Here is a 15,493-nt window from a genome sequence, read left to right as displayed (position 1 = left end):
GTGAAATTTTGTTAACAGACTTAAGTTTTTTAGATATAGACCAACCGTGGCCGCCACAAAATGAAACTGATAGATTGCAGCAGTACCAAACTAATAAAAGATTGTTTGAAGGTGACCATACAGCTGTTTACGCTGACCAGTTCCATAGGATTGAGCGCGTTATCGGTAATTTTCAAGATATAATTAGTTATGCGGTACTGGCAAATTTCCAAAAGATCATTAGTCTTAAGACAGCGGATCTTCTTTTAGGTGAAGCACCACAAATTAAAATTGATGAAAGGTCAAGTGTTGAACAAAAGACTGTAGATTCTATAGTTGAAAGCTCAGATTTAATAAACACAGCCTATGAAAATACGATTGATATTAGTCGTTATGGAGATGGGCTGTTTTTTATTTATAAAGATACTGACACTGGAGCTGGAAGAATAGATGTTACTCAGCCTTCAATATGGTTCCCTATAGTGTCTGCTGATAATGTGAAAAAGATTCAATATCATGTTTTAGCATGGACTTTTGAGGTTAAGGCTCCACAAAAAACAGGTTTTTGGCAACAGTTTTTTACCTCCACAAGCGAAAAAGAAAGCTTTCTAAAGGTTCAAATCCATAGCAAAGGCAGCTATGAAGAAAAATTATATAAATTAGAAAACGGTACTCCTACTAGAATAAAAGAACTAATATCTAGTGACGTAAAGCAAACTGGTTTAAATAATTTTGCAATTGTTCAGGTATCCAATATAATTACCAGTGATAGAATTACTGGGCTTAATGATTATGACGATATAAGTAGTTTGATTTCTGAATTGGAGGTTAGAGTAAGTCAGGTCGCAAGAATTTTGGATAAACATGCAGCTCCTTCCGTTCAAGGCCCAAGTACTGCAATAGAAAAAGACCCAAGAACAGGACAATACGCACTAAAAATGGGGAATTATTTTCCTAGGGACTCTACTGATGATCCACCCGTGGAGTATGTTACCTGGGATGCTCAGCTTAATGCAAATTTTACAATTATCAATAAACTTATTAACCTGTTATATACAATTTCAGAAATGGGCAATACCATTTTTGGAGATATGAGTGGCCAAAGTATGGGTACTGGTAATCTTTCTGGAATAGCACTAAGACGTTTAATGATGTCACCACTGGCAAAGGTCAATCGAATTAGAATGAGAATGGATACAGCGCTTAAGAAGGCTCTAAAATTATGTTCTCAGCTTGGTGGTGAAGGTATAGTTGATTTGTCAGATAAGCCTATAAGCATTATTTGGAAGGATGGTCTTCCAGAAGATCCACAAGAAATGGCTCAGGTAATGCAAATTAGAACTGGTTCTAAACCAACAATTTCACAATTTAGAGCGGTGCAACAGCTTGATAACACCAATGATATTGATACTCAGCTTGAAATTGATAGAATTAATGAAGACGAGGCTAGGACTAATCCTATGAGCGGTCAAAACTTCCCATTTTCCAGTACCGCTGTGAACACTGATCCGAACAACAATAATAAAAATCATATGAATATGGGCGGTGCTGACTAATGAGTGATAAATTAGTCCAAAAACTTATTGAAATATATCAAAAGGCGAAGCAGGACCTTGTAAAAACTATAGCTGAAAAAGAGGCTATAGGGAACTTAGTAACTTATCAGAAAAGCTTATTGTTCCAGGTAAATCAAATATTATCTGAGTTAACTAGTCAAGCCTATAATCTGACTAATGAGATAGTTGAATCTTATTATAAAGATACTATTGATGAGGTTTTGCAAGACTTAAAAGACAAAGGTGAACAAATTCAAGCTACCGGATTTTCAAAACTTCATACTGGAGCTATAGCTGTTATTGCTAAGAATTTTTTCCAAGATCTTCAGGATGCAAATAACTTTGTTGGTAGACAAATATCTGATGCAATAAGAAAAGCTGGACTTGATGCAGTATCACAAAAAATTGCCACTGGTCAAACTGTCCAAGAATGTAAAAAGAATTTGGTTAATATGCTTATTGACCAAGGATTTAATGGTATTAAGGATAAAAGAGGAAGAATGATAAGCTTAGATGCTTATGCTTCTACTGTGGCACGTTCTACTACCACAGAAACAACGAATACAGCGACTACAAACCAACTTACAGAGCTTGGCTATGATTTAGTACAAATGACAGAACATTCGCCTACGTGCGCTATATGTGCTTTATATCAAGGGCGTGTTTATTCCATTAGTGGTAAAGATACTAGATTTCCATCTTTAAGTGTTGCCTTTAACGGTGAATTTGCAAATATTCATCCAAATTGTGCTCATAGACTTTTCCCTTATATTGAAAGTTTGGCAGATAACTTTGACAAAGATATTGAGTTTAGTAATAGACCTTTTGAACTATCCGAAAAAGATAAAAAGGTTTTGGAAACTTATAATAACCAGCAAAAGGAAAAAATTAAGCTGAGAAATGATAGGGATCAGTGGCAAAGATACAAATTAGCAATGCCACAGGATACACCTAAGAATTTTGCTAGTTTTAGAAGAAATAAAAATCTAAACAATAATAAGTACCAAAATTTATTGAGTAGTTATAGAAGTTTAAGACAAGGTGGTGAGGGAGATTGATTAAAACAATTATTATTGATTTAGCTGGTTTGTTTATGATTGCGTCATGTATTTATGATATGCATGTAAATCATAAAGCTGATAAATTCAATGAAGAAATGAGAGAAACAAATAAGGAACTGGAAAGACAAGTAAAGCAGATGAACACGCCTAAAATATCTATTCAGCTAGATAGTAAAGAAATAGTGAAAACTATAAATAAATCTATGGAAGCTGAGCAAAGGAAGGCTGGATTATAATGTCAAAAGTAAAAATAATATCTGATGGAGTAAAAACTAGGGTCTTTATAGATGATAAGCCAATAACAAGAGTTACGTCTTTGAAGCTATCTCAAAGTGCTATGGAAGCTCCAAAACTTACTTTAGAGATAGCTCCTAAAAGTCTTGAAATTGACGGTAAGGATATACCAATTGAATTCAGTGAAGATGTGAGTGTTAAAAATAGTTTCGGCTATGCACTGGAATTATTAAAGCATGGTAAAGCCGTTAAGCGTAGGGGATGGAATGGTAAAAATATGTTTTTATCCTATGTAACAGCTGCAGAATGGAATCCAAAGCACCGTAATTTACTACTGGGTTGGTTAAAATTAGGGTTTATAGCAATAAAAACAGCAGATGATTACGTAGTACCTTGGCAACCAAGCCAAGCCGATATGTTAACAGAAGATTGGGAAGAAGTAGAGCTTTGGAAATAAGGTTTTTTATTTTTACACTTTTTTATATGAAAGGAGAATATCAAAATGGCAGATTTAAAGAAAATACTTGGTGAAGAATTATATAACCAGGTTACTGAAAAATTAGGAGAAAACAAAATTGATGTTGTTTCTGATGGAAGCTATATTCCTAAGAATAAATTTGATGAAATAAACACTCAAAATGAAACTTACAAAACTCAAGTGGGTACACTTAATGGTCAACTAAAGGATTTTGAGAAAGCAGCAAAGGGTAATGAAGATTTACTTGCACAGATTGAAACTATGAAAACAGATAATGAGGCTTTAAATGGCAAAATCAAGGATATTACACTTGATAGTGCTATTAAACTTGGACTTGTAAATAACAATGCTAAATATGCAGATTTACTTACTGGAAAGATTGATAAATCAAAATTGCAGTTAGGTGATAATGGTTCTGTTATTGGTTTAGATGAGCAAATAAAGGGATTGCAAGAAGGTTATAAGGATTTATTTCAGTCTACTGTTAATCCATCACCAGGGGCTAACCCTGCTGGGGGTGGTGATCCAGTAAAAACAGATTTTAGAAATGCAAGCAAAGAAGATTATCAAAAGGAAATGGGTAAATATGGTATACACCGTTTTTTTTAACTATATTAAGAAAATTAAGGAGGAAATAATATGTCAGTAAATGCTTTTCCTGCTGCAATAGCAGCAATGATACAAAATGGTATTTTGGATAGAACATTCCAGGAGGCCTTGCTACCAAACTTTTTATACAGAAACTTAGCAACACAAAGACCATTCCAGGGAAACTTAGGTGAAACAGTTCTATTTACAAGGACTGGATTACTTTCTACAGCGGAAACACCTTTAACACCTGGTTCTGATCCAACGCCACAGAGCTACTCTATCGAACAATATGCAATGACACTTAATCAATATGGTAATGCCATGGACACTAATATGTTAACAAGTAAAATTGGATTATCTTCTAAATTCTTAGAGGACAATATGAAACTTGGTATTAATGCCGGTCAAACAGTTAATAGAATATGCAGAAATAAACTCTATGGTGCATATTCAAGTGGAAATACCTATGCCGTTGGTGCTGGCTCTGCGATTACTGCATTGGTAGTAAATGATGTTACTGGATTTACTACACAACTTGTTAATGGAGTACAAACTGCAGTAGGGGCCGGAAACCCTATACCTGTAGTGGTAAGTGGTAATGCAAATACTGTTGTAGCTGTTAATGTTGGAACTAAAACATTAACCCTTGGAACTGCTGCAACGTGGGTGGATAGTGACCCTGTGGTTGCTGTTAATGCACCACAGATATTTAGACCTAATGCAAGAGCTGATACAAAGAAACTTATTGCTGGTGATAGTGCTACACTTGCAATATTCCTTGATGCTGTAGCTGCTTTAAGACAAAATAATGTACCTAGTTTTGGAGGTTACTATGCAGCCCATATTGATGCTGTTACTGAAAGACAACTATTTGCAGATGCAGACTTTAAGCAGGCACTACAAGGTAGACAAGATTCTCCTGTGTGGGGTAGCTTATCTATTGGTAGATTCGCAGGGATTGACTGGGTAAGAAATACTGAGGCTCCAACTGTAGCTAATGGTGCATTAACTGTAAGAAGACCTATGGTTGTCGGTGCTGACGCTCTTATTGAAGGACCACTTCAAGGATTTGGAGAATTACTTGGTGAAGCAAATTTTGCAGAAGCTAGAGACTCAGGTATTGTTTCTATGGTTGATGGTGTTGCCTTCATACACAGACCACCAATTGATAGATTACAACAAGTAATTTCTAGTGCTTGGAGCTGGGTTGGTGACTATGCAGTACCTACAGATGCATTGACTGGAGCTGCAGCACAGTACAAGAGAGCGGCGGTGATAGAACATGTCTAAGATTGATGAAAAAGCGGAGGAGAAATCTTCTGATGATTCTGTTATTGAAGAAACTGAAAACAAACCAGTTGAAAAACCTTCTTCTTATATCATCAAAGAAGATTGTAAGGTAACCTATAAAGGACATTTTCTTGAATATAAGAAGGGCACAAAGCTTGATAATCTCATAGGCAAATATCTATTAGAAACAGGAGCACCAGTAAAAGAGGTGAAGTAATATGGCTGTAAATCTTGTTGTAGGTACTAATAGTTATATTGACGTACCTACAGCACAAACCTATTTTGATGATAGGCTTTATTCTGATGCTTGGGAAAATGCCACTGATGATAATAAGGCTAAAGCACTTATAATGGCAAGTAAAAAGCTAGATAGATTACCCATTAAAGGCGTTAAAGCTAATTATTATCAATCTATGGAGTTCCCAAGAGCACTTGAAACTGATTATAGATATTGGCAGTATATGAGTTTAACTATAGACGCTCATTTTTATGGCTACTGGTATGTTGAGCCTGCTGTAACTGATAATGTGAAAAATGCTGTTTGTGAAGAAGCTCTTGCACTTTTAAAAGGTGTTCCAAAACGTATTGAACTTCAAAGACAAGGTGTAAAATCATTCAGTTTTAATGGTGGTATGAGTGAAAATTATGGTAATGGCAAAAATATGCTTTTGTATTCTCAGGAAGCAAGAGAATTTATGCAGCCTTATTTTGGGAGTGTGAGCCTAGCATGATAGAAGATTATTTTAATTCCAATGTTGTGTGGAAAAAATCAACCGGCACAAATGCTTATGATGAAAAGACATATGAAAATATAGATACACCTTGTCTTAAAATAGATAAAATCAGACTTACTAGAAATAAGTTAGGTGAACAGGTTAGTTCTACATCTACTATACGTATGAAGAATGAACCTGGTTATGATGATATGCTTGACGATAGAACTATCATTACTATAAATAGTATGAATGGCTTAGATGGTATTGAAGGATATGAGGTGCTAATATGAGTGATACTGAATGGACACAGATTGAAGGCTTAGCGGAACTTGAAAAGAACTTTGATAAAGCTCTTAAAGAAATGGGTGTTATAAATAATAAAGCTTTTACCGATATCACACTTGACTTACTTGGTAAATCAGTAAAAGAAGCTCCTGTGGATTTAGGAGATTTAAGAGGTTCTGGAAGTGCTACTATAAATGGTACTACTGTAGCTACTGGAAATAAAGAGGGTGGTATCAACCCTGGCGGTAATGCACAAGACGAAGAAATTATGCAGGGAACTGTTGGATTTAGCGAACCATATGCAGTAAAGCAACATGAGCATTTAGAATATCAGCATCCTAAGGGGGGAAAGGCCAAATATCTTGAAGATCCTTTTAAGGCTAATTCTCAAAATTATATTGACCATATTGCACAAGCAAATAGAGATCATTTAGGATAGGTGAGTTTATGTTAGAAGAAATAGGAGCAGCTCTGCAAAGTAAAAATATAGCAACTCTGGCGGTAGATTTATTTTATAATTCAATGCCAAGTTCGCCAGATATATGTACAACATTATATCAAACTGGAGGATTTGAACCGGGATTAAATTTTGATAAGTCATCCGAAGAAAAGCCAACTTTTCAGGTAATGTGCCGCGGTACTTCTCAAGTTGAAACAAATGCAAGGATTCAAAGTATATATAAATATTTACATGGAAACAGTGATATATTCCCGTTTATTCAAGCAATACAAAGTCCAACAAGCTTGGGACGTGATGCTAACAATAGATGGGAATTTTCATGTAATTTTAAAATAATAAAAGAATTATAGGGGGTAAAATATGACTACTAAAACAGGTATTAAAGGTAATGTGAAAATAGATATAGATTTAAGTGGTGCAACTGCTTTTCAACCAACGCATCCATATGCCATAGGTGATTTAGCTACTAATACAGGCAAAACATATTATTGCACAACAGCACATACTTCCGGAGCTACATTTGATACAACAGAACAATTAAACTGGGTAGATGTTACAAATGGAGCTATGGTATCTAAATTAAATGCCTGGAAGATTGCAATAAAACAGGCCTTAATCAATGCAACTTATTTTGGAGATGGTGGCTGGGATAGTTCAGTCCCAGGGATAAAGGACTGGTCTGGTCAGGCAGATGGATCATTCAATGTTACAGATGATAAGATTGGACAAAAAGCTATTCAAGATGCAATCACTGATGGATCACTTATTACTTTAAGTCTAATCGTTGATGATTCTGTAGATGCAGAAAAGTATTCAGGAAAAGCTTATATTTCAGAAGTTGACATTGATACTCAAACAAAAGATTTAGTTAAGTTTAGCTTTAAATTTACTGGTAACGGTCCATTGACTATGCCATCATAGGGAGGAATTTTTAAATGAGAACTAAAAATGTAACAGTTGCAGGAATTGAGGTTACCGTAAGAGAACGAAAAATAAAAGAACTTAAGGAGTTAGCAATAACATTGGGTATAAATCAAGACTTAATGAAGCTGGGTCCTTCTGCTTTATATGATAAAGCTAAAGATCTATTCTATAATCAAATATCTGTAGTATTTCCAGAATTGAAAGGTACTGACTTGGAAGAGGCTTATCCCTCTGAATTAGAAGAGCTGGTAAATGCATTTTTAGATGCCAATTTTACAGGAGCGAAGAAGGTAGCTATTCCTTTGTTGAGTTTAGCACAGAGATACTTGTCTTCTTCGCAAAAGAACTAAGTTATAAGAAAAGAGATATTGAAGATTTAACTGTTAATGAATTCTACGGATTATTAAATTCTGATTTCTTGGCTTTTAAGAATAAGGAAAAATATTATATAGAAATGACTAAGCTTGTTAAAGTAATGAGGTGGACTATTTCTGCTTTGAATAATATTAACTTAGATGATTTACCAAGTATTGAGGATTTCATAGGTGAATATCCAACCTATGGAGAAAAAGAAACTATTAAAGAGGAAACGCCTATAGAAGATAAACAGGAACCTAGTGAATCAGAAAAAGAATGGGTTGAGTGGGCCAAAAAGAATGGTTTATCTGTGGCAAAGACATCTACAGGTGTTAAAATTAGAAAATAAACTCCAATTTCCCCAAGATATATGATAAAATTTACTAAATATATATTTTGGGAGGGAGTTAAGAATGTTTTATATTTTGTTCATTATTTTAGGTATTACAATTTTGGGATATGTTCTTTTAGATAATTTTCAATCTAAAATAAAAAATAATTTTACAAGAGTGTATCCTGGAAAAGTATATACTGAAAGTATATTCTATTATATTGTAGAGGATGATGGCGTAATTTTAGTTCCTAAACTTTCTTCAGGAGATAAAAGTAAGCATATTAAGCTTTCAAACATAAATGATATTAGATTTTTTAAAGATGGAAAAGAAAAATCTAATACTGATAAAGCTGTAGTTGGTGCAGTTACATTTGGAGTTCCAGGGGCAATTATTGGCTCCAATATGAAAACTAAGAAAATAATAAAAGATATGGGAATAAAAATTTATACAGATAAAGAAGTTTATTCTCTTGATTTTGTAGGTAATGGCTGTGAAGAAGGTAGAGCTGTTTACAGAAGAGCTGCAGCAAGAATTGATTTTACTTATAATATGTTATTAAAATATATTAAAAAAGATAAAGACAACATAGAACATAAAGAAATCATAGATATTACAGGACAAATAGAAAAACTTGCAGATTTAAAAGCAAAAGGAATATTAACAGAAGAGGAATTTCAAAATAAGAAAACGGAATTATTAGAAAGAATATAAAGGATCACTAAGGTGATTCTTTTTTATTGCTATTTTTTAAGAAAGGAGGTTATAAACTTGGAAGTAGGTCAATTATTAGTTCGCCTTGGTTTAGATAAGAGTAATTTTAATAATGGTATGAATAGTGCCAAAAGTGATAGCCAGGGATTTGTAGGATTTTTAAAAAATACCTTTCAATTTTCAGTAGGCATGGGAATGTTTGATGCTATGAAAGAAGGTATTAAAGGCGCTTGGGATATGTCTCTAGGATTTAATTCTCAGATTCAGCAAAGTCAAATTGCTTTTGAAGCCATGACTGGAAGCGCTCAAGCTTCTAAGACTTTAATAGGTGAATTATCGACTATGGCAGCTAATACTCCTTTTGAATTTCCTCAACTGGCAAATGCCGCAAGACAGATGGAGGCTTTTGGTTTTAGCACCGCGCATATTCCGGATGACTTAAAAAAGATAGGTGATGCCGCAAGTGGATTAAGCTTGGGAGCTGATGGTATCAATAGAATTACTTTGGCACTCGGTCAAATGTCTGCTAAAGGTAAAGTCACAGCCCAGGATATGATGCAGTTAACAGATGCAGGCGTCCCAGCTTGGAGTATTTTAGCTCAGGCCATGGGTAAAAGCACAGCCGAAGTAATGAAGCTTAGTGAACAGGGCCTTATTCCAGCAGATAGAGCGATTCAACAGCTTATAGATGGTATGGAAACACGTTTCCCTAATATGATGGATAAGCAATCTAAGAGTTTTGCTGGTCTTATGTCTACCTTAAAGGATAATACTCAAATGACTTTAGGTGCAGTTATGAAGCCCGCTTTTGATGATTTAACCAATAATATTTTACCAGCTTTAATTGCTAAAATGGGAAGTGTTAGGGATGCTATGCAAACAGGAGGAATGCAAGGCGTATTAAATGAATTAGTTCCTCCTAGTGTTGCTAGTACTATTACAAATATTAGTAGTTTAATTAGTAGTTTATTTGGTTTTATCACGAATAATGGTAAACAAGTATTAGTTGTTGTCAGTGGAATAACTGGTGCTTTTGTAGCTTATAAAGCAGCTGTTGTGGCTGTTACAATAGTTCAAGAAGCCAATAACGCCATAACAGCTATAATGGCTATAAGATGGGGTATTGCTGAATTAGCACTTACAAAAATGAAAACAGCTACAACAAGTGCAACCTTGGCACAGTGGCTTTTAAATGCAGCCATGGATGCTAATCCTATAATGCTAATAGTAACTGCTGTAGGACTATTAGTTGGTGCACTGGTTGGATATAATTTGCTATTAGGTCAAACTTCATCCGCTCAAGATGACGCTACTCAAAAAGCAATACAGAATATCAACAAACAAAAAGATGCTCAAATTAGTGCTTTAGATAATCAGACTAAGGCTCAAAAAGATGCTATTAATAGTAAAGAAAATGCTCTTAGTGATGAACATTCCAAAACCTTAAATAGTATTCAGGAAGAATACAATGCTCAGGTTGAAGGTCTACAGGCTCAGGAAAAAGCTCTAAAAGATGCAGTACAAAAAAGAAAGCAGATTTTAGATGATGAACACAATTCTGCAATACAAAGCATTAGAGATTATTATGGTGTTGCTGCAGAAACTTCTCATTCACTTACTGATACTGTAAAGGCTGATGCAGATAAACAAAAACAAGCCTTAGAAGATGCCTATAATGCTGCCACTAAAACATTAGATGACCAAACCAATGCTCAGATTGATTCTATTAATGCTCAAATTCAAGCTATTGATGATAAAGCTAAAGCACAGAAAGAAGCTGACCAAAACGCAAAGGATAACCAAAAGCTTAGTACATTGGAAGCACAATTACAGGATGCAAAAACTGTTACCCAAAAAGCAATACTCCAGGCTCAAATAGCAGATATTGAAAAGCAAATTAATGACCGTAAGCAGCAGGATATAGATACTGCACAAAAAACAGCCCTTCAAAAACAAATTGATCAGATCAAAAAAGCTGAACAGGACAAAAAGGATGCAATGCAAGCTAGTTTAACAGCACAAAAAGCTATGATAGATAAGGATACCCAAGCCAAGATAGATAAGATTCAGGAAGAAAGAAAGGCTGCTGAAGCTGCTGAAAATGCAAAATATCAAGCTTCAAAAGATGCTCTTGATAAAGAATCAAGTGATTTAGATGGTTGGTCAGCAAAGCAAAAGAAAGTATTAGATCAGGAACTAGCTGATAAACAGGCCGCTGAAAATGCTAAGTATCAAGCTGTCAAAGCTGAACTTGATGCAGAGCTTGAAGCTGTGATTGAAACTGAGCAAAAGAAAAGACAAGAGATAGAACAAACTGCCGCACAGCAACAACAAGCGGCACAAACTCAAAGCTCAGGTGGAGGATTCTTTTCTAATCTTTGGAGTGGTATAAGTAGTTTTTCATCAAGTGTGTTTTCTCCTATATTAAGTCCAGTGTTAAGTGGAATGTATGCTAGTGGAACACCTTCTGCTTCTCCAGGGCTATCTTTAGTAGGTGAAAATGGTCCTGAATTACTTAATCTTAATGGTGGAGAATCTATTACAAATGCTAAAGATACAAAAGATATTTTTAGTAATATGGGACCACAACCAAACTTAATTCAAGTATTCTTAGATGGAAACATGATTCACCAATATTATGACTACAGCCAAGGTAGAAATACAAAATATGAAGCTAGGAGGTATGGGCTGTGATAACTTTTAACGGCAAAGAAGAAACAGATATAGATGAAGATATAAGGCTGGTAGATAGACAATTAACAGCTCCGACAAAGAAGAAAATCAAAGATACCGTACCTTTTATGAGTGGTTATTATGATTTTTCTACAGTTGGCAGTGGTGGAGAGATAGTTTATGACAATAGGCAAATACAATGTAAATTTGGAATTAAGGGTAAGTCAAAACAGGACTTACAGAATAAATATAATAAGTTCCTAAGATGGATATATGATGTCGGGCAAAGTCAATTACAATTTGATGATAAGCCAGGCATTTTTTTTATGGCAGAAGTTGAAAGAGAGCCTACATGGAAGGAAACTTTTCTATATGGTGAATCTACTGTGACTTTTATATGTGAGCCTTTTGCAGAAGGTAATACCTTTTACGGAGAGTTGCTTTGGGACGATATTGACTTTGATTTGCCTGATTATATAGAAGAAACGTCTTTCACGATTACTGGAAGTCAAACTGTTACTATTTATAATCCTGGTAAGCCTGTAGTCCCAGATGTGATAGTTTCAAGTAATATGTCATGTACTTTAAATTCTTATACTGCTAATTTTACTACTAGCAATTCAAAAGATCCTTTGTTTAGACTGTTAAGTGGCTCAAATACAATAAGTGTTACTGGTAATGGAATTATTGATTTTAATTTTAGAAAGGTGGTGCTGTAATGAGTTATTATAGTTCGACCTTGGCAGAAAAAGCGAATCAAACATATAGAAAAGAGGTGGCATAATGGGAGCATTCGGTGACGCAATAAGAGTTATGAACGCAACGGAAGTACGAGAAGCTATTGCAAAAATGGGAGATGCTTTTGACGCCTTGATAATAAATGCAGGATCTGGCAATGCAGAAATAGTGGTGGCTAGAGGTAACTTTCCAAGCTTATTAGATAAATTGAACGCTATGAAAACTGGTACTCCAAAAGCTACTTATAACACTTTGGAGGAATTGCAGACAGCACATCCAACATATGATGAAAATATATATTTAGTTAAAGATGAAAATGATATTGGTTACATTTATGACTGGAATGGAACTACTTGGTTTAATACAGGAATACAATATCTAAGTGATGGTATAGCGAAAGGTTCAATTAGTTTAGACCTATTATCAACTGCCTTATTTAACAGTAATACTCATTCTTGGCTTAAGGCTAGTTTTTCTAATGCTAGAAGTTTTGAAAATGCTTATCAGATGCGATTTACTTTTACTATACCAGCTGGGATAACTTTAAATACTATTACTGCAAAAATTAAATTTAAAACAGGTTCTAGTAACATTACACAAGCTAGGATGAAAGTACAGGTTGGTACAAATCCTGTAAGCCAATATTTAACAACTCCTAGTTATACAACTATAACACCAAACACTGAAACACAATTAGAGGTAACGAGAAGTAATAATGATACTGGATTTACTACAATAGTTGCTTATATTTATGGATATGGAAGTAATATTGCTTTACCAGCAATGTATGAAACCGCAGAATTAGAACTTTATATAAATGGAAATAAAGTAGATTATACAGCTGTGCTTGACGAAGCATTTAGCCAAGTAGATGCAACTTGCACGTTTAACTATTCAGATGCAAAAATAGCATTGATTTCTGACATAGAATCAGCAAATTCAGAATTACAAAATGGTATTAATACCATAAATGGTAATATAGATAATATAAATGATAGTTTATCACAGTCAATAAAGGCTAAAAATGTTGGAGGATATAAAGCTAGTTTTAGTAACGGGAGAAGTTTTGAAAATTCTTATCCACTGAAATTTGCATGTAGTAATATATCAGGAACATATACAACTATTGAGTTTAAAGTTAAGGTTACATCACAAAGTGATAATTTATATCGGGGTCATGTAAAGATATATTTTGGTTCTCCAACATCTTCTGATTTTGCAGTAGGCGAATATATACCTTTAGTACCTGGGCAAGAAGTAACTCTATCTGTAACAGCGACTAGAACTAACATACAAACAGTCTACGTTTACATTTTTCTTGAAGGTACTAACATTGCTTTAGAATCAGAATATACATTCAAAGATTTAAAAATTCTACGCAATGGGGTCGAAGATGACACAATAACTCTTACAAATGACCCGACATATGGTTCAACGGACATAACTTCGTTAACTATTACAGAGAACGAACAATATGTACTGGCAAAAAATAACGGTGACCCATTAAACCTTGCCATAGACCAGGAGGTTGCAGAAGTTAAAGAAAGAATAATATCACCTTTACAGGGGAAAAAGATTAATGCTTTAGGAGATAGTTATTTTGCAGGACATACCTTGGGTCAAACCGTGACATGGGTTTATAAATTAGCAGCTAAGTACAATATGACTTTAAATAATTATGGTATAAATGGTAATAAAATGACAGGAGTAGGAGGCATAGCTGATAGATTTGGAACTATGAATGATGATGCCGATTATATATTGGTAGATGGAGGAAGAAATGATTACTTAGCGGGTGTGCCAATAGGAACGAATGCCGATACTACTATAGATACATTCAAGGGTGCTTTAAATGTGTTATGCCAAGGTTTAATTGACAAATATATAGGTAAAAAGATAATATTTGTTACTTGCTGGAATGTAAATGATGATATGATGGCTTATAGTGATGCTATGTTAGAAACATGCGGTAGATGGTCAATAAAATGTATAGATGCAAGTAGAGACAGTGGTGTGTATATGAGATCATTAGCTTTTAGAACACAATATTGCATAAATCAGGATGATGTTTCTCATTTAAATGGCATTGGACATGATTATGTTCTACCTTTCTTTGAAAGTCAAATAAGTTCTAATTAATAATAGGATACTAGATCGAACTAATTAAATATTGAACTCAAAAGGATTTAGGCTAATTTCTAAGTCCTTTTTTATTTTGAATATTTTCCTAAAAAATAAAGGAATTTCAATTATTTTGTAGAAAGTTAAAAAGAAAAGGAGATGATGTCAATGAAATTTTTATTACCATGCATGGTGTGTTTAAAAGAAAATAAAGTATTAAATATTAACTTTAATGATGTAAATGTTAATGATGAAGGAATATATGAATTAACATGTAACAAAGGACATAAAACACATTTAATATCTCAAAATGAAAAATTTGAAATATTATTTGATATGAGTATATCAGCTTTATTAGATGGATACAAGCAAGAAGCAGTTTCGTGTTTGGCTTCATCATTAGAAAGATTTCATGAATGGTGTATTTCAGTGTTCTCTGTAAATAATGGTGTAAGCTTTGAAGAATATGAAAAGACATGGAAATATGTATCTTCTCAATCTGAAAGGCAATTAGGTGCTTTTTATTTCTTATATTTACAAGAATTTAAAAAGCGCCCTGAAGATATAAATAACACTATAATGAAAACATATAAAAAAAATAAAGAAAAACAAAATATAACAAAATTCAGAAATGAAGTTATTCATAATGGGTATATACCTACTGATGAACAAGTAAATGAGTATGGGGAATATCTATTTAACTACATTAATAAAAACTTAACAATTATTAAAGAAAAATACAATAAAAGCTTAATAGAAGTTAATATGCATAAACTTAATAAGAAATATAGTTTTGAAAGTGACTATCCTAAGGCTACCAAAGGAGAGGTTACGGCTTTAGGATTATTAGCGGCAAAAAATGAAAATAAAACATTTAAAGACGCTATAGAGTATATAAAAAAACAAGAGGAATTAATTAATACAATACATTAATTGATAAAAGAGTTTTGAAGAAATTCAAGGCTCTTTTTTAATACCCAAAAA

The 15,493-nt window shown here is 33.9% G+C and carries 19 protein-coding genes; all 19 read left to right on the top strand.

Going from position 1 to position 15,493, the window contains the following annotated elements:
* Positions 1-8: 8 nt before the first annotated feature.
* The 19 genes from CLOPA_RS15965 to CLOPA_RS15875 all read left to right on the top strand — a co-directional run bounded on the left by CLOPA_RS15965 (position 9) and on the right by CLOPA_RS15875 (position 15,442).
* Complete coding sequence (locus tag CLOPA_RS15965) at positions 9-1,535, top strand: phage portal protein (RefSeq protein WP_015616462.1); 1,527 nt, start codon at positions 9-11, stop codon at positions 1,533-1,535.
* Positions 1,535-2,593 carry a phage minor capsid protein gene (locus tag CLOPA_RS15960; RefSeq protein WP_015616461.1) on the top strand — a complete coding sequence of 353 codons (1,059 nt, stop codon included), beginning with the start codon at positions 1,535-1,537 and terminating at the stop codon, positions 2,591-2,593. Before CLOPA_RS15965 ends, CLOPA_RS15960 begins: the two co-directional genes overlap by 1 nt.
* Entirely contained in the window at positions 2,590-2,832 is a 243-nt protein-coding gene (locus CLOPA_RS15955) for a hypothetical protein (RefSeq protein ID WP_015616460.1), read from the top strand. The genes CLOPA_RS15960 and CLOPA_RS15955 overlap by 4 nt, the downstream gene beginning before the upstream one ends.
* Positions 2,832-3,287 (top strand): DUF2829 domain-containing protein, encoded by a 456-nt coding sequence (locus tag CLOPA_RS15950; RefSeq protein ID WP_015616459.1) that lies wholly within the window; start codon positions 2,832-2,834, stop codon positions 3,285-3,287. The genes CLOPA_RS15955 and CLOPA_RS15950 overlap by 1 nt, the downstream gene beginning before the upstream one ends.
* A gap of 45 nt (positions 3,288-3,332) precedes the next feature.
* Positions 3,333-3,917, top strand: a complete 585-nt coding sequence (locus tag CLOPA_RS15945; RefSeq protein ID WP_015616458.1) for a phage scaffolding protein — start codon at positions 3,333-3,335, stop codon at positions 3,915-3,917.
* Between the two features lie 30 nt (positions 3,918-3,947).
* Positions 3,948-5,189, top strand: a complete 1,242-nt coding sequence (locus tag CLOPA_RS15940) for a N4-gp56 family major capsid protein (protein ID WP_015616457.1) — start codon at positions 3,948-3,950, stop codon at positions 5,187-5,189.
* On the top strand, positions 5,182-5,406 hold the full coding sequence (locus tag CLOPA_RS15935) for a hypothetical protein (RefSeq protein ID WP_015616456.1): 225 nt from the start codon (positions 5,182-5,184) through the stop codon (positions 5,404-5,406). The genes CLOPA_RS15940 and CLOPA_RS15935 overlap by 8 nt, the downstream gene beginning before the upstream one ends.
* A gap of 1 nt (position 5,407) precedes the next feature.
* Positions 5,408-5,920, top strand: a complete 513-nt coding sequence (locus CLOPA_RS15930) for a DnaT-like ssDNA-binding protein (protein ID WP_015616455.1) — start codon at positions 5,408-5,410, stop codon at positions 5,918-5,920.
* A complete protein-coding gene (locus CLOPA_RS15925; RefSeq protein WP_015616454.1) occupies positions 5,917-6,195 on the top strand; it encodes a hypothetical protein in 279 nt (92 codons plus the stop codon). The genes CLOPA_RS15930 and CLOPA_RS15925 overlap by 4 nt, the downstream gene beginning before the upstream one ends.
* A complete protein-coding gene (locus CLOPA_RS15920; RefSeq protein WP_015616453.1) occupies positions 6,192-6,629 on the top strand; it encodes an HK97 gp10 family phage protein in 438 nt (145 codons plus the stop codon). Before CLOPA_RS15925 ends, CLOPA_RS15920 begins: the two co-directional genes overlap by 4 nt.
* 8 nt (positions 6,630-6,637) lie before the next feature.
* The gene (locus CLOPA_RS15915) at positions 6,638-7,000 is read left to right on the top strand and encodes a minor capsid protein (RefSeq protein WP_015616452.1); all 363 of its coding nucleotides are present in this window, start codon (positions 6,638-6,640) and stop codon (positions 6,998-7,000) included.
* Between the two features lie 10 nt (positions 7,001-7,010).
* Positions 7,011-7,571, top strand: coding sequence for a phage tail tube protein (locus CLOPA_RS15910; RefSeq protein WP_015616451.1), 561 nt, complete (start codon positions 7,011-7,013; stop codon positions 7,569-7,571).
* A gap of 14 nt (positions 7,572-7,585) precedes the next feature.
* The gene (locus CLOPA_RS15905; RefSeq protein ID WP_015616450.1) at positions 7,586-7,924 is read left to right on the top strand and encodes a hypothetical protein; all 339 of its coding nucleotides are present in this window, start codon (positions 7,586-7,588) and stop codon (positions 7,922-7,924) included.
* Between the two features lie 68 nt (positions 7,925-7,992).
* On the top strand, positions 7,993-8,280 hold the full coding sequence (locus tag CLOPA_RS15900) for a hypothetical protein (protein ID WP_015616449.1): 288 nt from the start codon (positions 7,993-7,995) through the stop codon (positions 8,278-8,280).
* A gap of 64 nt (positions 8,281-8,344) precedes the next feature.
* Positions 8,345-8,977, top strand: a complete 633-nt coding sequence (locus CLOPA_RS26210) for an SHOCT domain-containing protein (RefSeq protein ID WP_015616448.1) — start codon at positions 8,345-8,347, stop codon at positions 8,975-8,977.
* Positions 8,978-9,034: 57 nt separating this feature from the next.
* Entirely contained in the window at positions 9,035-11,671 is a 2,637-nt protein-coding gene (locus tag CLOPA_RS15890; RefSeq protein WP_015616447.1) for a tape measure protein, read from the top strand.
* Complete coding sequence (locus CLOPA_RS15885) at positions 11,668-12,369, top strand: distal tail protein Dit (RefSeq protein ID WP_015616446.1); 702 nt, start codon at positions 11,668-11,670, stop codon at positions 12,367-12,369. The genes CLOPA_RS15890 and CLOPA_RS15885 overlap by 4 nt, the downstream gene beginning before the upstream one ends.
* Positions 12,370-12,433: 64 nt before the next feature.
* Positions 12,434-14,527 (top strand): SGNH/GDSL hydrolase family protein, encoded by a 2,094-nt coding sequence (locus tag CLOPA_RS15880; protein ID WP_015616445.1) that lies wholly within the window; start codon positions 12,434-12,436, stop codon positions 14,525-14,527.
* Positions 14,528-14,677: 150 nt separating this feature from the next.
* On the top strand, positions 14,678-15,442 hold the full coding sequence (locus CLOPA_RS15875; RefSeq protein WP_015616444.1) for a hypothetical protein: 765 nt from the start codon (positions 14,678-14,680) through the stop codon (positions 15,440-15,442).
* Positions 15,443-15,493 lie beyond the last annotated feature (51 nt).

It is taken from the genome of Clostridium pasteurianum BC1, assembly GCF_000389635.1.
Lineage (GTDB): Bacteria > Bacillota > Clostridia > Clostridiales > Clostridiaceae > Clostridium_I > Clostridium_I pasteurianum_A.
The sequence above is the reverse complement of the archived record's forward strand: the minus strand, read 5'-3'. Positions and strand labels throughout refer to the sequence as shown.